This window comes from Ruegeria sp. BE1 (assembly GCF_056538885.1).
Genome location: NZ_JBQFTY010000004.1, coordinates 397,285 through 416,516 on the forward strand (window position 1 = coordinate 397,285; position 19,232 = coordinate 416,516).

At 62.1% G+C, this 19,232-nt stretch carries 18 protein-coding genes and 1 riboswitch; of the genes, 13 read left to right on the plus strand and 5 right to left on the minus strand.

Annotated features, from left to right (window positions below; all coding sequences use genetic code 11):
• Window positions 1-71 precede the first annotated feature (71 nt).
• On the plus strand, window positions 72-959 hold the full coding sequence (locus ACR0J5_RS14705; RefSeq protein WP_480654595.1) for a LysR substrate-binding domain-containing protein: 888 nt from the start codon (window positions 72-74) through the stop codon (window positions 957-959).
• A gap of 12 nt (window positions 960-971) precedes the next feature.
• Here ACR0J5_RS14705 and ACR0J5_RS14710 read toward each other — a convergent pair whose 3' ends face one another.
• Window positions 972-1,862, minus strand: a complete 891-nt coding sequence (locus ACR0J5_RS14710) for a LysR family transcriptional regulator (RefSeq protein ID WP_480654597.1) — start codon at window positions 1,860-1,862, stop codon at window positions 972-974.
• A 104-nt stretch (window positions 1,863-1,966) separates the two neighbouring features.
• Here ACR0J5_RS14710 and ACR0J5_RS14715 point away from each other — a divergent pair, with 104 nt between their 5' ends.
• From ACR0J5_RS14715 to ACR0J5_RS14735, 5 genes are all read left to right on the plus strand, one after another.
• On the plus strand, window positions 1,967-3,517 hold the full coding sequence (locus ACR0J5_RS14715) for a proton-conducting transporter transmembrane domain-containing protein (RefSeq protein ID WP_480654599.1): 1,551 nt from the start codon (window positions 1,967-1,969) through the stop codon (window positions 3,515-3,517).
• A 14-nt stretch (window positions 3,518-3,531) separates the two neighbouring features.
• Window positions 3,532-5,934, plus strand: coding sequence for a YbcC family protein (locus ACR0J5_RS14720; protein WP_480654601.1), 2,403 nt, complete (start codon window positions 3,532-3,534; stop codon window positions 5,932-5,934).
• A 46-nt stretch (window positions 5,935-5,980) separates the two neighbouring features.
• Window positions 5,981-6,085: riboswitch (TPP riboswitch) on the plus strand.
• A 32-nt stretch (window positions 6,086-6,117) separates the two neighbouring features.
• Complete coding sequence (gene thiB / locus ACR0J5_RS14725; protein WP_480654603.1) at window positions 6,118-7,098, plus strand: thiamine ABC transporter substrate binding subunit; 981 nt, start codon at window positions 6,118-6,120, stop codon at window positions 7,096-7,098.
• Window positions 7,074-8,621 carry a thiamine/thiamine pyrophosphate ABC transporter permease ThiP gene (locus ACR0J5_RS14730; protein ID WP_480654605.1) on the plus strand — a complete coding sequence of 516 codons (1,548 nt, stop codon included), beginning with the start codon at window positions 7,074-7,076 and terminating at the stop codon, window positions 8,619-8,621. Before thiB ends, ACR0J5_RS14730 begins: the two co-directional genes overlap by 25 nt.
• Window positions 8,608-9,300 (plus strand): thiamine ABC transporter ATP-binding protein, encoded by a 693-nt coding sequence (locus tag ACR0J5_RS14735; RefSeq protein WP_480654606.1) that lies wholly within the window; start codon window positions 8,608-8,610, stop codon window positions 9,298-9,300. The genes ACR0J5_RS14730 and ACR0J5_RS14735 overlap by 14 nt, the downstream gene beginning before the upstream one ends.
• 3 nt (window positions 9,301-9,303) lie before the next feature.
• Here ACR0J5_RS14735 and speB read toward each other — a convergent pair whose 3' ends face one another.
• Window positions 9,304-10,269 (minus strand): agmatinase, encoded by a 966-nt coding sequence (speB, locus tag ACR0J5_RS14740; RefSeq protein WP_480654608.1) that lies wholly within the window; start codon window positions 10,267-10,269, stop codon window positions 9,304-9,306.
• A 346-nt stretch (window positions 10,270-10,615) separates the two neighbouring features.
• On the opposite strand from speB, the gene ACR0J5_RS14745 reads away from it, so the two are divergent.
• The 7 genes from ACR0J5_RS14745 (at window position 10,616) to ACR0J5_RS14775 (ending at window position 17,259) form a co-directional block, all read left to right on the plus strand.
• The gene (locus tag ACR0J5_RS14745; RefSeq protein WP_480654610.1) at window positions 10,616-11,650 is read left to right on the plus strand and encodes a hydroxymethylglutaryl-CoA reductase; all 1,035 of its coding nucleotides are present in this window, start codon (window positions 10,616-10,618) and stop codon (window positions 11,648-11,650) included.
• Window positions 11,647-12,717, plus strand: a complete 1,071-nt coding sequence (gene fni, locus ACR0J5_RS14750) for a type 2 isopentenyl-diphosphate Delta-isomerase (protein ID WP_480654612.1) — start codon at window positions 11,647-11,649, stop codon at window positions 12,715-12,717. The genes ACR0J5_RS14745 and fni overlap by 4 nt, the downstream gene beginning before the upstream one ends.
• The gene (locus ACR0J5_RS14755) at window positions 12,711-13,877 is read left to right on the plus strand and encodes a hydroxymethylglutaryl-CoA synthase (protein WP_480654614.1); all 1,167 of its coding nucleotides are present in this window, start codon (window positions 12,711-12,713) and stop codon (window positions 13,875-13,877) included. Before fni ends, ACR0J5_RS14755 begins: the two co-directional genes overlap by 7 nt.
• The gene (locus tag ACR0J5_RS14760) at window positions 13,861-14,979 is read left to right on the plus strand and encodes a mevalonate kinase family protein (RefSeq protein WP_480654616.1); all 1,119 of its coding nucleotides are present in this window, start codon (window positions 13,861-13,863) and stop codon (window positions 14,977-14,979) included. Before ACR0J5_RS14755 ends, ACR0J5_RS14760 begins: the two co-directional genes overlap by 17 nt.
• Window positions 14,976-15,878 carry a mevalonate kinase family protein gene (locus ACR0J5_RS14765; RefSeq protein WP_480654617.1) on the plus strand — a complete coding sequence of 301 codons (903 nt, stop codon included), beginning with the start codon at window positions 14,976-14,978 and terminating at the stop codon, window positions 15,876-15,878. Before ACR0J5_RS14760 ends, ACR0J5_RS14765 begins: the two co-directional genes overlap by 4 nt.
• A complete protein-coding gene (gene mvaD / locus ACR0J5_RS14770) occupies window positions 15,871-16,866 on the plus strand; it encodes a diphosphomevalonate decarboxylase (RefSeq protein ID WP_480654618.1) in 996 nt (331 codons plus the stop codon). The genes ACR0J5_RS14765 and mvaD overlap by 8 nt, the downstream gene beginning before the upstream one ends.
• Before the next feature lie 138 nt (window positions 16,867-17,004).
• Window positions 17,005-17,259 (plus strand): DUF1289 domain-containing protein, encoded by a 255-nt coding sequence (locus tag ACR0J5_RS14775; RefSeq protein WP_480654620.1) that lies wholly within the window; start codon window positions 17,005-17,007, stop codon window positions 17,257-17,259.
• A 12-nt stretch (window positions 17,260-17,271) separates the two neighbouring features.
• On the opposite strand, the gene ACR0J5_RS14780 is transcribed toward ACR0J5_RS14775, so the two are convergent.
• The 3 genes from ACR0J5_RS14780 to ACR0J5_RS14790 all read right to left on the minus strand — a co-directional run bounded on the left by ACR0J5_RS14780 (window position 17,272) and on the right by ACR0J5_RS14790 (window position 19,232).
• Window positions 17,272-17,742: a Dps family protein gene (locus tag ACR0J5_RS14780; RefSeq protein WP_480654622.1), complete on the minus strand. Its 471-nt coding sequence runs from the start codon at window positions 17,740-17,742 to the stop codon at window positions 17,272-17,274.
• A 110-nt stretch (window positions 17,743-17,852) separates the two neighbouring features.
• Window positions 17,853-18,281, minus strand: a complete 429-nt coding sequence (locus ACR0J5_RS14785; protein ID WP_480654624.1) for a hypothetical protein — start codon at window positions 18,279-18,281, stop codon at window positions 17,853-17,855.
• Window positions 18,282-18,383: 102 nt separating this feature from the next.
• Entirely contained in the window at window positions 18,384-19,232 is an 849-nt protein-coding gene (locus ACR0J5_RS14790; RefSeq protein ID WP_480654626.1) for an ABC transporter six-transmembrane domain-containing protein, read from the minus strand.

The window sequence follows — 19,232 nt, forward strand, 5'->3', positions numbered from 1 at the left end:
TGCATCAGTGGTTTTCCTGATCCGGTCCGCTGATCTATGGTGGCTGCAAATGCCCAGCCACGAGTGACCCCATGAAATCGAAAATCAGCCTGAAGCAATTGCAGGCCCTTGAAGCGGTTGTACGGCAGGGTAGTTTTACCCTTGCCGCCAAAGAGCTTGGGGTGTCGCAGCCGACGGTGTCCAATCTGGTGTACTCGCTGGAACAGCACTATCAGTGCCGTTTGCTGGACCGGTCGGGCACGACGATCACCGCCACCCCGTTGCTGAGCAAGATACGCGGCGACATCAAGGCGCTGATCGCCTTGCGCGACAGCATCGATACCGTGCTGACGGCCGAACAGGACCTGCATTCCGGCAGTTTCCATATCGGCTATTCGACTTTTCAGATTGCCATCCCGGTAATGTCCGAGTTCGTGCGCGCCTACCCGGCGGTGGATGTGACGGCCCGTGCCATGGCCAGCCATGATCTGTTGCCGATGCTTTATACCGGCGAATTCGATGTCTGCCTGTTCACCGCCAAAGAGCTGCCGCCCGATCTGTCCGGGATCAAACTGGCGGATTCGACTGTTGGATTGATCGTGCCCGAAGGTCATCCTTTGACAGGCGCAAAGGCGGTAACATGGCAAGAGGTCGAAGCGCTCAAGCTGATCCAGCGCGAGCCGACATCCTCGACCCGGCGGATTTTTGAGGCCGCAGCGCGGCTGCGGGGGGTCAAGCTGACGACGATTTTGGGCCTTGGGTCCTGGGGCTCCATCCGGTCGCTGGTGAATTCGGGGGCCGGGGTCGGGGTGGCGCTGGCGCAGGAATGCGAGAATGAGCCCGGTATTCGTTTTGTCCCCATCGAGGATAAGAATCTGACGGTCGCGCATTTTCTGGCCTGTTTGCCCGCAATGCGTCAGACCGCCGCCGTTTCCAGCTTTTTCCGCATCACCGAGCAGTTGCACCCGGCCCGAGGCTGAGTTTTGGGTTCTTCAGGGCGTGAAGGCCGGGTCGGGCTCATGCGCCAGCAGGTCCTGCACCAGCGGGTTGGGAAAGCGGCGGCGCAGGGTGATGGCGTAGAAGGTTTCCTTGATCCGGGGGTGTTCGCGGGCTTCGACCAGCCGGCCTGATGTCAGCTCATCCGTCACAACGATCGGGGCCACAAGGGCAAGGCCGATATCTTCGCGCACCAGCAGGCGCATCATCGCCATATCATCCACCTCGGCCGCGATCTGGGGGCGTTCCGACAACCGGCTGGCCATCGCGTCAAAGGCGGTGCGCACGCTGCTGTCGGTGGTGGGCAGGATAAAGGGCTGTTCGTGCAACAAGTCCTTGATTGGGCGATCCGGGTCCAGACGGTCGGGCGTGCCAACGATGCTGACGGCCTGTTCCGCGATCTGGTGGGTCTCGAACGGGGTCAGGCTGTCATCGGGGGGCGGGCGGTTCATCAGCACCAGATCGAGGTTCAGGGTTTCAAGCCCCTCCATCAGCTCGGTCGGGCTGCCCGAGCGCAGGATCACCTCAACATCCAGCCGCGACAGGATCGGGCGCAGAAACCCGATCTGAAAGTTGCGCGACAGCGTCGCCAATGCCCCGACGCGCAGGGCTTTGCGGGTCTGCACCGTCTCGGTCAGGGTGGCCACAAGCTCTTGCCCTGTCGAGAAAATCGCGTCGGCATGGTCCAGCGCGATACGCCCGGCCTCGGTCAGGTAAAGCTGCCGCCCGCGGCGTTCAAACAGATCATGGCCCAGCCGTTCCTCAAGCTGTTTGATCTGCACCGACAGGGCCGATTGCGACAGGTTCAGCCGCTGCGCCGTTCGGGTCAGGTTGCCGTCATGGGCCACGGCCCAGAAATAGCGCAGGTGATGATAGTTCAAAGGCATATCGTTCTAAATAATAGAATGATACTGATAGAACAATGTATTTTTAACGGCAAAGAATCTGTCCTAACTGACTGTCCCAAACCGATGATCCAGGGACCGTCACCATGTTCTACCTTTTTCTGCCCCTTCTCAGCCCGCTGATCCTGATCGCTGCTGCGATCCATGCCGGGCGTCATCCGGGCCTGCGCCCGGGGCGCGTGCCGCAGATTGCCGAGGCGGCGGCGTTCGCTGCCTTTCTGGTGGCGGGTATCTCTGCAACCCTGCTGGTGGTCTTTGGCCCCGGAACCTCGGGCCTGATCGGGCTGCTTGGGGTTGGGCTGTCGGTCCGGTTGGATGCGGTCAGCGCGGTGATGCTGGTGCTGGTCAGCTTTATCGGCTGGATCGTGTTGCGCTATTCGGCCACCTATATGGATGGTGAGGCGCGGCAGGGGACGTTCACGAAATGGATGGCGCTGACGCTGGCCTCGGTCCTTTTGCTGGTGATGTCAGGGAACCTGATCCAGCTGCTTTTGGCCTGGACTGCAACCAGCCTGGCCTTGCATAAGCTGCTGTTGTTCTATCCCGAACGCGCCACGGCTCAACGGGCGGCCCGCAAAAAGGCGCTGGTGGCGCGATTGAGCGAGGGCGCGCTGGCGCTGGCCATAGGTCTGCTGATCATCGCCATGGGCACCACGGATATTCATACGATCCTGACCACGGTACAGGCCGGATGGATGACCCTGACCGCAGCGCTGCTGATCGCGGTGGCGGCGGTGCTGGCCTCGGCCCAGTTCCCGGTACACGGCTGGCTGACCGAGGTGATGGAGGCCCCCACGCCAGTCTCGGCTCTGTTGCATGCCGGTGTGATCAATGCGGGCGGCTTCCTGCTGATCCGTTTTGCCGATGTGATGCTGGTGGCGCCGGGGGTGATGGCCCTGTTGGTGATGCTGGGCGGGTTCACGGCGCTGTTCGGCGGGCTGGTGATGCTGACGCAGCCAGCGGTCAAGACCTCTCTGGCGTGGTCGACGATTGCGCAGATGGCGTTCATGGTGATGCAATGCGGTCTGGCGCTGTTCCCGCTGGCGCTGCTGCATATCGTGGCGCATTCGCTGTATAAGGCGCATGCTTTCCTCAGCTCGGGCGAGGCGGTCAGGAACGTGGCCGCAATCCACCGCCCCGGACCGATCGCGGTGCCCTCGGCCAGCAATGTGTTGCGCGCCTTTGGGACGGCAATCGTGATCTATGCGCTGGTCGGCACTGTGCTGGGTTTTGACGGCAAATCGGTGCAGGCCATCGCCCTTGGCGTCATCCTGATCTTTGGCGTGGCCTATCTGCTGGCGCAGGGCTTTGCCGATGCCGCGCCGCGCCAGTTGACGCAGCGCACGGTGGTTTATGCGCTGGTGACCTCGGTCAGTTATTTCGCGCTGCAGGTCATCGCACAGCACCTGACCGCCGGGGCCTTGCCCGCCACCCCCGCGCCGGGGCCGCTGGAATGGGCGCTGATCGTGCTGGCGTTGCTGAGCTTTGGCTTCGTTGCCGTGGCGCAGGCCACCTTCCCGCTGTGGGCGTCGCATCCGGCGGCGGCGGGGCTGCGGGTGCATCTGTCAAACGGTCTCTATGCCAATGCCATTTTCGACAAGTTTCTGGACGGTTGGTCCAGACGGTCCGCAGCCTGAAAGGAACTGATGTGATGTTTGCAAAGCTTGAAGCATATCCCGCACCGCTGCTGGAACTGGTGGCCGAGGCGAAATCTGCCGCCCATGCGATCCCGCCGCTGTTCCCGCTGTCGTCGAACGTTGCCGTGAACCCGTTTCTGGGTCAGGCGGATGAGCCGCTGGCCGTGACCTCGGCCCGGCTGGCGCGGGTTGCGGGCACGCGGATCACGCCGGACCGGGCGCATTGGGCCGCCAAGTTGGATGCCGGTGAGATCACCGAGGCCGATATTCTGGATGCGCTCTCAGCCCTTGCTGGGCAGTTCAATACGCCCAGCCTTGAGGATGTGAAAACCGGGCTTGGCGCCGAGGCCCCGCAGCCCGTGGCCCTGCCTACCGTGGCTGAATTAGCGGCTGAGGTGTCTGGCACCGACTGGCCCGGTCTGATCGAAGACCGGATCGGTATCTGGGCCGCCAGCCATTTCGATCAGGGTCAGGCCCTGTGGCAGCAGGCCCGCACGGGCGGCGCGTTCAGTGCCTGGCGCGAGTTTGCCTCGCGCGATCTGACGCCGGAAATTCTTGGCCTGAGCGGGTTTGGGGCGTTTGTTGCGGGCACCAACCGCTCACACTGGCGCGCCATTGGCCGGTCGTCGGAACGGCTGGGGCTGAGCACGGATGCCGCGGCCACCGCCTATCACCGCTGGCTGACGACCCTGGGCGGATGGGCGCAATACGCGCGCTATCTGCTGTGGGAGGCCGAGCTGAAAGGCGAAGCGGACAACACCGTGACCGAGCTGCTGGCCGTCCGCATGGTGTTTGATGAGGCGTTGCTGGACCTCTACGAGGATCAGATCGGCGAAAAATGGGCCGGGGTCATGGCCGCGCATGAGTCACCGGTGACCCCGGATATGGATTTCGTCATCGACGCGGTGCTGCAAGAGGCGGCTGAGCGGGCACAGCAGCGCGCCCTTGCGGACAGGTTGCTGCCGGGCACGGCACGCCCGTCGGGGGGCCGGGCGCAGGTTCAGGCCGCGTTCTGCATCGATGTGCGGTCCGAAGTGTTCCGCCGCGCGCTTGAGGCGCAGGATACCGGGATCGAAACGCTGGGTTTTGCCGGGTTCTTTGGTCTGGCCAGCGCCCACAAGGCCGCCGGGTCGGATGTGACCGAGCTGCACGGCCCGGTTCTGTTGCAGCCTTCGGTCTGTTCTCAGGCCAAGGAGTCTGCGGGCAAGGACCTGTCCCGGCGGTATACGGCGCGGGCGAAGCGGGCCTGGGGCCGGTTCAAGCTGGCGGCTGTGTCTTCGTTTGCTTTTGTCGAGGCGACGGGGCCATTGTATGCGGGCAAGCTGATGCGCGATGCGCTGGGTGTTGGCGGAAAGGCCAAGGTCGATCCCGCACCGCAGCTGGACCCCAATATCGATCTGGACGCGCGGGTCACGATGGCCAAAACGGTGCTGACGGCGATGTCATTGACCGACAATTTTGCCCGCATCGTATTGCTGGCCGGGCACGGTGCGGATGTGACCAACAACCCGCATGAAAGCGCGCTGCATTGTGGCGCTTGCGGCGGGCATGCGGGTGACGTGAATGCGCGCCTGCTGGCCGGGTTGCTGAACGACCCGCAAGTGCGTTCTGGGTTGGCCGAACAGGGGGTCAAAATTCCCGAAGACACGGTCTTTGTTGCCGCAATGCATTACACCACGACCGACCGGGTGCACCTGTATGAGCAGGATTTGCTGGCAGGCAAGGGGTCGGGTGATCTGGCGCGGTTGAAATCCTGGCTGGAGGCTGCTGGGCAGCTTGCGCGGGCCGAACGCGCCGCGCGTCTGCCGAGGGCTGACAAGGCCTCCGATATTCAGCGCCGGGCGCAGGACTGGGCCGAAACCCGCCCCGAATGGGGTCTGGCCGGGTGCCGCGCCTTTATCGCAGCCCCGCGCCACCGCACGGATGGGGCCGATCTGGCGGGGCAGGCGTTCCTGCACAACTATGACTGGCGCAAGGATGATGGGTTTGGCGTGCTGGAGCTGATCATGACCGCGCCCGTGGTGGTCGTCAGCTGGATCAGCCTGCAATATTATGGCTCGACCGTGGCCCCGCGCCTGTTTGGCGGCGGCAACAAGCTGCTGCACAATGTGGTCGGTGGCATCGGCGTGCTCGAGGGCAACAACGGCGCGCCCCGTCCGGGCTTGCCGTGGCAGTCGATCCATGATGGCGAGGGCTATCAGCATGATCCGCTGCGTCTGTCGGTGGTGATCGAAGCCCCGCGCGAGGCGATGTCGGACATCCTGAGCCGTCATCCGCAGGTGCGGGCGTTGTTTGACAATGGCTGGCTGCATCTGATTGCGATGGATGAGCAGGGCAAACTGGCCTGGCGCTATACCGGCGATCTGAACTGGACCCCGATGGCCACCACATCCGATCAGGCCATCGCGGCAGAGTAGGGACAGGGGGAAAGGGTTGTAATCCGACCCATTCCCGCCTAGTCACACCCTCACCTCGGGGTGCGTGCGAAATCACGCTGAGATGCCAGTGGCGAACCCGTTGAACCTGAACCGGCTAGAACCGGCGGAGGGAAAGGTGTCGGATCCATCCATCCTTGCCCTCTCGCCGCAATGGAGGATGACATGAAACATCTGATGATTGCTGCGGGACTTCTGAGCGCGACTACGGCGGTGGCCGCCGATAAACCTCAGCTGACCGTGTATACCTATGACAGCTTTGTCTCGGACTGGGGCCCGGGCCCGCAGGTCAAAGAGGCGTTTGAGGCGATCTGCGACTGTACGCTGAACCTTGTGGGCGTTGAGGACGGCGCCGCCCTGCTGTCGCGCATCCGGCTTGAGGGTGAAACCTCGGACGCGGATGTGGTGCTGGGTCTGGACACCAACCTGATCAACGCCGCCAAGGACACCGGCCTGTTTGCGCCCAGCGGGGTCAGCGCCGAGTATGACCTGCCGATCGAATGGACCGATGAGGTTTTCGCCCCCTATGACTGGGGCTATTTCGCATTTGTCCACAACGCGGATGCGGCGGCCCCTGCGAATTTCGCGGAACTGGCCAAGAGCGACACCAAGATCATCATTCAGGACCCGCGTTCATCCACCCCCGGTCTGGGGTTATTGCTGTGGGTGCATGCCGCCTATGGCGATGAGGCCGAGGACATGTGGGAAGGTCTGGCTGACAATATCGTCACCGTGACCAAAGGCTGGTCCGAAGCGTATGGCCTGTTCCTTGAGGGTGAGGCCGACATGGTCCTCAGCTATACCACCTCACCCGCCTATCATCTGATCGCTGAGGAAGATGCCAGCAAGGCGGCAGCGGCCTTTGACGAAGGCCATTACATGCAGGTCGAAGTGGCGGCGAAACTGGCCAACAGCGATCAGCCGGAACTGGCCGATCAGTTCCTGAACTTCATGGTCTCGGACGCATTCCAGCAGATCATTCCCACGACCAACTGGATGTATCCGGCCGTGACCCCGGCTGACGGGCTGCCCGAAGGGTTCGACACCCTGATCGTGCCCGAGAAATCGCTGCTGTTCACCCCGGATGAGGCCGCCGCGGTGCGGGATCAGGCGCTGGCGGAATGGCTGAGCGCGCTCAGCCAGTAAGCCCATGGCCGGGCATTGGCGCGGCGGCTTTGGTGGCCGCGCTGATCCTTGGGACATTGGCCGCCGTGGGCCTGCGCGCCGAGGCGGCGGGCGGGTTCGGACCCTCGGACTGGGCCGCGTTGCGGTTCACCTTGGTTCAGGCGGTTCTGTCCGCGCTGTTCAGCGCCGCGCTGGCCATTCCGGTGGCGCGCGCCCTGGCCCGGCGGCGGTTTGCCGGGCGGCGGGTGTTGATCGCGCTGTTGGGCGCGCCTTTCATTCTGCCGGTCATTGTCGCCATTCTCGGGCTGTTGCAGGTCTTTGGCCGGGCGGGCTGGATTTCCGAGCTGTTGGGCGTCTTTGGCCTGCCGCCGATCCGCATCTATGGGCTGCACGGGGTGGTGCTGGCCCATGTGTTTTTCAACCTGCCGCTGGCCACGCGGCTGATCCTGCAGGCGTGGCAAGAGGTTCCGGCGGAACGGTTTCGGCTGGCTGCGCAGCTGGGCTGTGACGGCTGGGCCATGTTCCGTCTGATCGAATGGCCGATGCTGCGCCGCATTCTGCCGGGTGTCTTGGCGGTGATCTTTGCGATATGCCTGACCAGTTTTGCCGTCGCTCTGACATTGGGCGGCGGGCCGCGCGCCACGACGCTGGAACTGGCGATCTATCAGGCGTTTACCTATGATTTCGATCTGGGCCGCGCGGCGTTGTTGTCGGGATTGCAACTGGCCCTGACCGCCGCTGCCGCGCTGGCGGCGCTGAAATTCTCACGCGGCGACGGATTCGGGGCCGGGCTGGACCGGGCCATTCGCCGCTGGGATGGTGGCGCGCCGGTTCTTGATGCCGTCTGGATCGTGGCGGCTGCGGGGTTCCTGCTGTTGCCACTGGCGGCGGTGGCGATCTCGGGCATTGCCGGGGTGTTCGAGATGCCGGCGCTGGTGTTTCGCGCGGCGGTGATCTCGGTTCTGGTGGCGGCGGCCAGCACGATGGTGCTGCTGATGCTGGCCCTGCCCATGGCGATGGCGGTGGCGACCGGGCGTCATGGCATTGTTGAGCTGAGCGGCATTCTGGGGCTGGCGGCCTCACCTTTGGTGATTGGCACCGGGCTGTTCATCCTGATCCGCCCGGTGGCGAACCCCACGACGCTGGCACTGCCGGTGACGGCGTTGGTGAATGCGGTGATGGCTTTGCCCTTTGCCCTGCGCATTCTGGTGCCTGCCGCGCGGGATGTGGTTGACCGCCACGGGCGGCTGGCGCTGTCTCTCGATATGGGTAAATGGGTGTTTTTCACCCGCGTTCTTCTGCCCCGGATGCGACCGCAAATCCGGTTTGCGGCAGGGCTGGCGGCAGCGCTGTCGATGGGGGATCTTGGGGTGATCGCCCTGTTTGCCGACCCGCAGATTGCCACGCTGCCCTTGCAGATTTACCGCTTGATGGGCGCCTATCAGATGCAGGCGGCGGCGGGTGCGGCGCTGTTGTTGCTGATACTGTCGATGGGCGCATTCTGGCTTTTGGACCGAGGGGGACGGGCGCATGCTGAAACTTGAGCGCTGCAGTGTGCAGAATGGCGGCTTTGCGCTGCAGGCCGATTTCTCGGTTCCCGCCGGGGCCAGCGTGGCGATTGTCGGCCCTTCGGGGGCCGGAAAATCCACACTGCTTGAGGCGATTGCCGGGTTTCGCGACCTCTCAGACGGGCAAATCCTATGGGATGGGGTGCGGATTTCCGACCTTGCGCCGGGCAAGCGTCCTTTGGCGATGCTGTTTCAGGATGGCAATCTGTTTCCGCATCTGACAGTTGAGCAGAACGTGGCCCTTGGGCTGCGCCCCAATGGGCGGCTGTCAGAGGCGGAAAACGCGCAGGTTCAGACGGCTCTGACCCGCGTCGGCCTGCCCGATTATGGCGAGCGGAAACCGGCGGAATTATCCGGTGGGCAGCAAAGCCGCGTCGCGCTGGCGCGGGTATTGGTGCAGCGCCGAAACATGCTGTTGCTGGACGAACCCTTTGCGGCGCTGGGGCCCGCGCTGAAGACCGAGATGCTGGACCTTGTTGCCCGACTGCTGGCCGAGACGGGCACGACCCTGTTGATGGTCAGTCATGATCCGCAGGACGCACGCCGCATTGCCGATCAGACGGTATTGGTGGCCGAGGGCTGCGCCCATGCGCCAGCCCCGACCGCGCAGCTGTTTGACAACCCGCCGCCCAGCCTGCGCGCCTATCTGGGCTGACCGCTAGCGGCGGTGGTGAAAGATGAAACCCAGAAAGTTCAGCAAAAGCTGTGCCGCCAGAATCTGCGTGCTTTCGGTCTGGTCGTAGGCCGGGGCGACCTCGACCAGATCAATGCCCACCACGTCGCCGCGCTTGGCCAGCCCCTGCAGGATTTCCAGCACGTCATAGTACAGAAACCCGCCATGGCTGGGCGTGCCGGTGCCCGGCGCGATTGAGGGACAAAAGGCATCAATATCGATGGTGACATAGTACCGCGCGCCCTGCGGGATGCGGTCCAGCACGCCGTCTGTGCCCAGTTTGCGCACCTGCCGCACCGACAGAATATCCGAGCCGCGGGCGCGGGCGTCGTCATACCCCTCTTTCGCGGTTGAGGACACGTTGCGGATGCCCAGCTGCGTCATGCCCGAAACGTAATCCTGTTCAATCGCGCGCCGCATCGGGTTGCCGTGCCCCTCGGTCACGCCGTGGCGTTCATCGACGAAATCCAGATGCGCGTCGATCTGCACCACGTGGATCGGACCGTTCTTGTCGCAATCGTCAGCAAAGGCGCGGATGCAGGGGATATTGACCGAGTGATCGCCGCCGATGGTCACGGGCAGAGCCCCCGCATCGAGGATTTTCTTCACCCCGTATTCGATATTGGCATGGCTTTCGCGGGTCTTGGTGTGAATGATATCGGCATCGCCCAGATCGACGATCCGCACATCGCCGCCCAGATAGGTGGCGTCATCCTCATGATCATAGGCCCCGGCGTGGCCAAAGCTGAATAGGGTCGATGCCTCGCGCACCGCCCGTGGCCCGAACCGCGCGCCCGAGCGATACTGGCATCCGAAATCAAACGGCGCGCCTAGGATGGCTACGTCGGCGTCAATCTGATCCCAGTCGGCCACGTAAGGTTTTTTGCCAAACGTGGCGATGCCGACAAAGGGCAGGTTCAAACGCCCCGATTCATATCCGTGATCTGACATGTGCTCTCCTGTTTTGTGCGGGTTTGTTGTGCCGTTGGGGCAAGAGTCGGGCCGAGACAATCACAGAAACCCCGTCAGGGAAAATCCAAATTTTGCGCATTGCAGCGTGTCAGCGCGGGGCAATACCCACCAGGCCCCCTGATTCCCCGACCGCCCCGCCCTGGTTCGGCTGCGTCTGGGCCATGATGATATTATGTCGCTGACATTGGCGCATTTTAGCGGTTGGGATTACTGCCACGGCCACTATGATTGCGTTTCGCAGTCTGACATAAGCGGTCACGTCTGACGATGCCCTGCATCGGGTCGGACCGTTTGTGATGAAAGATACGACAAAAAGGGAAGCCAGGTGCGCACCAAGTCTTCGTTCGTGACCCCGATTCCAACCCAATGGGTTGGGCCTATTCTGTTCAAGGGGGATCTGGTTTCCGGTGAGGTCTCGGTGCCTCTGGCCACTTATGAGACGCCGCTTTGGCCTTCGACGGCGCGCGGGGCAGGCGTGTCGCGCCACGCCGGAGGGATTCAGGTCACACTGGTGGATGAACGCATGACGCGTTCGATCGCCGTGCGCGGGCAGGATGCGGCCTCGGCCCATCGCGCCTGGCAGCGGATCGAGACGCAGACTGAGACAGTCGCGCAAATCGTCGCCTCAACCAGCCGCTTTGCCCGTCTGATCAAACTGAATCGCCAGATCGCCGGCAACCTGCTGTATATCCGGATCGAGTGTTCCACCGGGGATGCCTCGGGTCACAATATGGTGACCAAGGCGGCCGAGGCGGTGCTGAACTGGGTTCTGGCGGACAACCCCGAGCTGTCCTATGCGTCGATCTCGGGCAATTTCTGCACGGACAAGAAAACCTCGGCGGTGAACGGGCTGCTGGGGCGTGGCAAATACGTGATTGCCGAGATCGAGATTCCGGGCCGTCTGTTGCGGCGCATGCTGCGCACAACGCCGGAACAGATGGTGACGCTGAACATCGAGAAGAACTTTGTTGGCGGCAATTTGGCCGGATCGCTGCGCAGCGCCAATGCCCATTTCGCCAATATGCTGCTGGCCTTCTATCTGGCCACCGGACAGGACGCGGCCAATATCATCGAAGGCAGCCAGGGTATCGTGCATTGCGAGGCGCGGGGCGAGGATCTGTATTTCTCGTGCACCCTGCCGAACCTGATTGTCGGCTCGGTCGGTGCGGGCAAGGGCAATGATCAGGTCGAGGATAATCTGCAGCAGATGGGCTGCAAGGACGACCGGGACGAAGGCGACAATGCCCGCAGGCTGGCGGCATTATGTGCCGGGACGGTGCTGTGTGGCGAATTGTCTCTGCTGGCGGCGCAGACCAACCCGGGCGAACTGGTGCGCACCCATATGGAACTGGAACGATGACCGGCCCCTCGTCGCCGGACCGCAGCGTTGCCGGGCGCAAGCTGGATCATCTGCGGGCCATCATCGAAGACCCTGCTGTCGAACGCCAGCGCAGTGGTTTTGATTTGATCTCATTGACCCATCGGGCGCTGCCCGAGCTGGATCTGGACAAAGTGGACACACGCACCCGGTTTCTGGGCAAAGAGCTGAGCTTTCCGCTGCTGATCTCGTCGATGACAGGCGGCAAGGGGGCCGAGATCGCGCGCATCAACCGCAATCTTGCCGAAGCGGCCGAGGCCACGGGTGTGGCGATGTCGGTGGGCTCGCAACGGGTCATGTTCACGGATTCAGAGGCAAAAACCAGCTTTCAGCTGCGCGAAGTGGCGCCTACCATTCCGCTGATCGGCAATATAGGCGCGGTGCAGCTGAACGCGGGGCTGGGTGCAGATCACTGCGCTGAGGCGGTTGAAACGTTGGGTGCGGATGGGCTGTACCTGCACCTCAACCCGCTGCAAGAGGCGGTTCAGGTCGAAGGCGACCGCGACTTTTCCAACCTGACCGGGCGGATCGCCGAACTGATCCCCGCAATGCCGGTGCCCGTTCTGGTCAAAGAGGTGGGTGCGGGTCTGTCGGGCCGGGATGTCGATCTGTGCTATCAGGCCGGCGTGCGTCATTTCGATGTGGCCGGGCGCGGCGGCACATCCTGGAGCCGGATCGAATACCACCGCCGGGCGGATGACGATGACGATCTGGGGCTGGTCTTTCAGGACTGGGGCCTGACAACAGTAGAAAGCCTGCTTGAAACTCGGGACGTCTTGAGCAAAAAGACCGATCCAACAACACTCATCGCCAGCGGCGGTATCAGAGACGGTTTGGATATGGCAAAGTCTATCATTCTTGGCGCGGATGTTTGCGGTCTGGCTGCCCCCTTTCTGACCGCTGCACAGGAATCCAGCGCGCGCGTCATACGAAAAATTGAAGCGTTACGTCGCGAATTCCAGACGGCGATGTTCCTTTTGAGCTGCGCAGATATATCTCAGCTCAAGGGCAATTCATCACTGATCCGATCAAGGACAAAATTTTGGTAGTTTCAACTGGTATAAGCGCGATGAGCTTTTTCACGCCTCATCGCTATATCGCGCTGGATACGCTGGCTCAGCACCACGGTATCGACCCCGAGAAGTTCTCGCGCGGGATCGGGCAGGAAAAGATCGCCATGCCCGGCCATGACGAGGACGTGGTCACGCTTGCGGCTGAGGCGGCGCGGCCCATCATTGACCGGTTCGGGACCGACGGGATCGACACGATCATGTTCGCCACTGAAACCGGGATTGATCAGTCGAAATCTGCGGGGATTTTCCTGCAGGGTCTGCTGGGCCTGCCAGCCAATGTGCGCAATGTTGAGCTGAAACAGGCGTGTTATTCCGCCACGGCGGCGTTGCAGATGGCCTGCGCCCATGTGGCGCGCAAACCTGACCGCAAGGTTCTGGTCATTGCGTCGGACATCGCGCGCTATGATCTGGACAGCTCGGGCGAGGCGACGCAGGGCGCGGCTGCGGTGGCGATGCTGGTGACGGCCGATCCCAAGCTGCTGGAAATCGGCTCGGTCTCGGGCCTGTTTTCCGAAGATATCATGGATTTCTGGCGTCCGAACCACCGCCGCACCCCGCTGGTGGACGGCAAATACTCGGCGCTGCGCTATCTGAACGCGCTGGTGGAATCGTGGCGGGATTATCAGGCCAATGGCGGTCAAAGCTACGACGATTTCGCGCATTTCTGCTATCATCTTCCGTTCACGCGCATGGGCGAAAAAGCCCATCGCCATCTGGCGAAAGAGGCCGGTGCCACCGTGGATATGGCGACCGCCTTGCCGGGGATGCTGTATAACCGTCAGGTTGGCAACAGCTATACGGCTTCGGTCTATCTGGCGATCCTGTCGACGCTGGAGAATGCGGAACAGGACCTGACCGGTAAGACGCTGGGGCTGTTTTCCTACGGGTCCGGCGCAACAGGTGAATTCTTTGATGCCACGGTATCCGCGGGGTATCGCGATTACCTGTTTGACGCGTCGCACAGAAAAAACCTGGATGAACGTGACCCGGTTTCTTATGACGATTATGTCACGCTGTGGCATCCGCCCGGTGAGGAAGGCGTCCACAACGGCCTGATGCCGGATGAGGCCCGCGGGCGCTACAGGCTTGCAAGCATTGACGATCACAAGCGCATCTACATTGACCGGAACGCCTGAGGTCACACGGGCGCATGCGCCGGGCAAGCTGATTCTGTCCGGCGAACACTCGGTTCTCTATGGGGCCCCCGCCCTGGCCATGGCGGTCGCGCGCTATACCGAAGTGTCATTTCAGCCACTGGGGCTTGGCGAAGGGCTGAAAACCGCGTTCGAGAACCTGTCGGCGGGCGAGGTCTATCCGCTGAGACTGTTGTCGCAGTTCAAGTCATCGCTGGATCAGCGGTTCGATCAGTTTCTGCGCGGTGAGCTGGATGTACATAAAATCCTGACGCGCCCCGATGATCTGGCGGTTTATACGCTGGCATCGCTGCTGCATGAGAACCTTGGCACCACAAGTACGGCCATTCCCGGGATCGGGGCGATGAATCACATGCTGGCACCGGGGCAACTGGCCAGCCGGTCCGAGCTGTCGATCGGGTCCGGCATGGGCTCGTCTGCCGCGATCGTGGCGGCAACAACGGTTCTGTTCGAACATCTGCTGGACCGGCCCAAGACGCTGGACGAGCGGTATGAGAGGGTGCGGTTCTGCGAGCGGCTCAAACACGGGCGAGCCGGGCCCATCGATGCCGCTGCCGTGGTGCGTGGCGGTTTGGTGCGCGCAGGCGACGCGGGCATTGACGCGCCCGAGTTGCCAGAGGGCCATGGGTTGCTGAGCGGTGAAGGATGGTATTGGGTTCTGCATGGCAAACCCGAAAGCAGCACCGGCGAATGTGTCAGCGCCGTGCGCGCCGCGCATGCGCAGGACAGCGCGCTGTGGCAGCAGTTCAGCGAGTGCACGACCGCCTTCACCCGCGCGATCTCGCAGGGCGATGACCCCGATGACGCGATCCGTGAAAACCAGATGCTGTTGGAGCGGATCGGCGTCGTGCCCGAACCCGCGTGTGCCTTTGTCAAAGCAGTGAATGCAGCGGGCGGCGCGGGCAAAATCTGCGGTGCCGGTTCGATACGGGGTGAGGCTGGCGGCGTGGTTCTGGTGCATATGGAGGACGCCGACAAAATGGCACGGTTCATGGCAGATCACCCGGGCCTGTCCTGGTCCGCGCTGCGTTTGGCGGCCCAAGGGGCCGCGTTGGGACCTGCACCCGTCGGAGGTGACACATGATCCGCGCCAGCGCGCCGGGATCGATCATGATCACCGGCGAACATGCGGTCGTTTACGGCAGCCGGGCCATCGTCGCCGCCATCGAACAAAGGCTGACGGTCACCCTGCAGCCGCGCGCGGACAGGGTGGTTCGCCTGTCCTCAGACATTGCGCCGCCGCTGTCGGTTGCGCTGGACCAAATCGAGATGGACGGGCCGTATAAGTTCCTGCTGGCCGCTATTGCACAGCATCAAGACGAGATTGAGACCGGGTTTGATCTGACCATCTCGTCGCAGATCGATCCGACGCTGGGTCTGGGGTCGTCGGCGGCCGTTACGGTGGCTGGGCTGGGGGCCATTCTGACCCATGCCGGGATGCTGCTGACCGGGTTGCACGCCAAGGCGCACAGGATCATTCACGACATTCAGGGGCGCGGCAGCGGGGCTGATCTGGCCGCCAGCCTGATGGGCGGGATGCTGGCCTATCGCGCGCCGCCGCTGGCCGAGATGACCGCGCTGCCGGTTCCGCCACAGCTGAGCCTGCGCTATTGCGGATACAAGACGCCTACGGCGGTGGTTTTGCAGAAGATCGCGGATCAGATGCAGGGGCACGAGGCCGAGTATGACCGGCTATACGCGTCCATGGGTGCGCTGGCGGAAACGGCCATTTCTGCGGCCGAAACTCAGGACTGGGTCGGTTTCGCCGAGGCACTGACCCAATATCAAACCAGAATGGAGGCGTTGGGCGTCAGCGATGACAACTTGCGCGACCTCATCCGCGGGGCGCGGCAGACGCCAGACGTGCTGACCGCCAAAATCTCGGGCTCGGGGCTGGGGGATTGTGTGCTGGCTGTGGGTGCGGTGCCTGCGGATTTCGTTCCGGTAACCTTGGCCAAAGAAGGGCTTATCATCCATGACTGACGCGGTTCGGAACCTGATTGCACATGCGATGGAGCACGCAGACACACCGCGCAGCTTTAGCGCCTATGCGCCCAGCAATATTGCCCTGTCTAAATACTGGGGCAAGCGGGACAGGGCGCGGAACCTGCCGTTGAACAGCTCGGTGTCGGTCTCGCTGGCCGAGTGGGGGTCTTACACCACCGTCGGTCCGGCGCCGGACGGGGTGGATCAGGTCTTGCTGGATGGGGCGGTGCTGTCGGCTGAGACGGGGTTTGCCCGCAAGGCGCTGGCCTTTGCCGATCTGTTCCGCGCGGGGCGGGACATGCCGCTGGAGATCGCGACCAGAAATACGATTCCGACGGCGGCGGGGCTGGCCTCATCCGCGTCGGGGTTCGCGGCGCTGACCCGCGCGCTGTGCGGATGCTTCGGGCTGGGGCTGAGCGATCCTGACATGAGCCGTGTGGCCCGGCTGGGCAGTGGCAGCGCTACGCGGTCTCTGTGGCATGGGTTTGTGCGCTGGAACATGGGCGTGTCCGAGGATGGCTCTGACAGCCATGGCGTGCCGCTGGATGTGCAATGGCCCCAATTTCGGATCGCAATCATCAAGGTGGATACCGCGCCCAAGTCGCATTCGTCGCGCGATGGCATGAACCATACGGTCGATACCAGCCCGTTATTTGCAAGCTGGCCCGCGCTGGCCGAGCAGGATTGCCAGACCGTCGAAACCGCGATTGCCAACCACGATTTTCAGACGCTGGGCAAAACCGCCGAGGCGAACGCACTGACCATGCACGCCACGATGCAGGCGGCGCGGCCCGCCCTGACCTATCTGACCCCGCAAAGTTGGACTGTACTGGAACGCCTCTGGCAGGCGCGGGGCGAGGGGCTGGATGCCTACGCCACGATGGATGCGGGCGCGAATATCAAGCTGGTGTTTCTGGAACATGCTCAGGCGGACATCCTGAGCCTTTTCCCCGATGCCGTGATCATCCAACCCTTTGATCATTGACCGCAGGTCAAGGGTGCGATGTTTGCGCCCATGGATGCCGATAAGGGCTTGGCGGGGTGGGGCTGAACGACTATCTGACTAAAACAGTCATCTATTACCAGCAATGCGCCACGCCCGGTGCCACAGCGAGTTCCGTTCATGAGCAAAAAGATCCCGAGCCCCTGTATCGATGTCTGCAAATTCCGCCGCGAGGGGCATTGCATCGGGTGTTCGATGACCAAAAGTCAGAAAAAGCTGTTCAAGTCGATCAAGCGTGCGGATCAGCAGGAAGGTTTTGTGCAGATGTTGGTGGGCCAGCAGGAAAAAATGGGCCGGTACACCCATTGGGGACCGGCCTATCTGAAAAAGCTGAAAAAGAAGAAGGCCAAGGCGAATATCCCCCTGGCCAGCTAGGTCGCGATCGCGTCAGCGCAGCATCGCGCGCAGGAACCACGCGAATTTCTCATGGGTCTGGCCACGGCTGATGCACAGATCCTCGGTCAGGGTGTCGCCGTGACCGGCAGCAATCTCACCCGCACCCGCCAGGGTTGCGGCCAGCGTCTCTTGCGCCTCCATCATCATCTTGATCATTTCTTTGTCGGTGGCGGTGCCTTCAAACTCGCTCACCTTCGAGCGTTTCAGCATGCCCGCCAGGGTGCCTTCGGCATGGGCGTCCAGCGCTTTGACCCGCTCGGCCAGATCATCCTGAGCGACGAAGTGATCTTCGTAGATTTTCTGAAACAGGTCGTGCAACGGGCCAAAGGCCATGCCGGTGACGTTCCAGTGAAAGTTCTGAGCCAGCATTGTCGCAACAGCAGTTTCGGCAACGGATTGGTTCAGCGCGTCGGCCACAGCGGCGCGTGCATCAGCGGTCAGGTCAATGGCAGTCTGGGTCATTTCGAAATCCCTTGAATCTCTGGTTTGGGTGCGCCGTTTAACGAATAAACAGTGCGATAACCCATATTTAGAGGATTGGCAGAGAATTCCAAGGACTTTTTAGAATAATTCTAAAACCGATGAAATTGCTCGGAAATCGACCGGATCAGAAAGGCCAGATTTTGTTGGGTCCAGCGCGGAACCCGTGAGCGGATGAGGAAGTTGAAACTGTCGTCATCCTTGCTCTGAACCGCTTCGAACAGACGGCCCAGCCAGGCCTCATCAAAGGACAAATCGGGGGTTCCGGGGCGAAAAAAGACGGGGCGTTTTGAGACGGCCTGCCGAAAGCCGCGCATCAGGGTTTCGGCATGGCGCATATGTGCGTCGCCGGGGTCTGCCAGCAGCAGGGCACAGGCCTGATCCAGATCCACGCGTGACGACGCACGACATTGCAATGCAACCATACGCAGATGATTGATGATCTGCAGGGTGCTGTCCTGCAACTGCGGTTTGCGCGGCGCAGGTCTGTGATATGCCTGTTCGAAACTGATTGCCTGCATCATGACATGGGCTCGCTTCTTTTTCCAAACCTGACAATAGTGGTAAGGTATAGGGGAAACAAGTGTTTCTGTCTAAAAAGTGAGGTGGATTTGCATCCCCTTTCAGTCGCTTTGCAGACGGGTGGTGATTTCCGACAGGCGCGACCAGGATTGCAGGGCGATCGGCAGGGCCAGCGCGGCCTCGGCGAATTCCCAAGTGTAGCTGACGATGGAAAAAATCGCCCCGGGAGTTGCGTTCAGGTGTTGGGTCGCGAACCACAGATTGAACAGGATCAGGGCAATCAACAGAATGAAAATCGTGCCGTAGAGAATCGCCTCGGTATCTGAGAGTTTGACCTCGTACCTGCGGAGTTTTCCCAGATGAACCTTCAGCGGGCGGCTTTTGCGCTGATCCAGAATGGTGACCTGATGCTCCATCTTTTGATTCAGCGCCCGGTTCCAGTGCCAGAACTTTGCGTGAAACAGGGCATAGACGCAGATCATCCCGATCAGCGCGCCACAGGCGGACAGGGCCAGCATGGGTGAAAAATAAAACAGCAGCGCCGCAGAGACCGCGAATTGAACGATACCGGCAAGGGCGGTGGGCAGGGTGTCTTCCATAAAATCGGCCAGCTCGCGCCCCATGCCGATACGGGCGTTCAGAACCGAGACCGGGGCCGCAGCAAAGCGCGCTGCAAGCGCTTTGCCCAGTTCGACGCGGATCGTGCCGTAGACGCGGGTGTCGTAAATCCGGCGGATCACTCCGATCAGGGTCAGGCCGGTCAAGAGCAGGCCGAGATGCACAAAGGGCTCGAACCTGCCATCCAACAAACCGTCAATGGCAAATCCCATCGAAAGCGGGATCAGCACGGTCAGCGCGGTTTCCAGCAGGATCAGGCCCCATGTCACCCCGACGCGCCAGCGAAACACGCTGAGCAGCACCCGGATCGACAGTTTGCGGTCCGTCAGCAT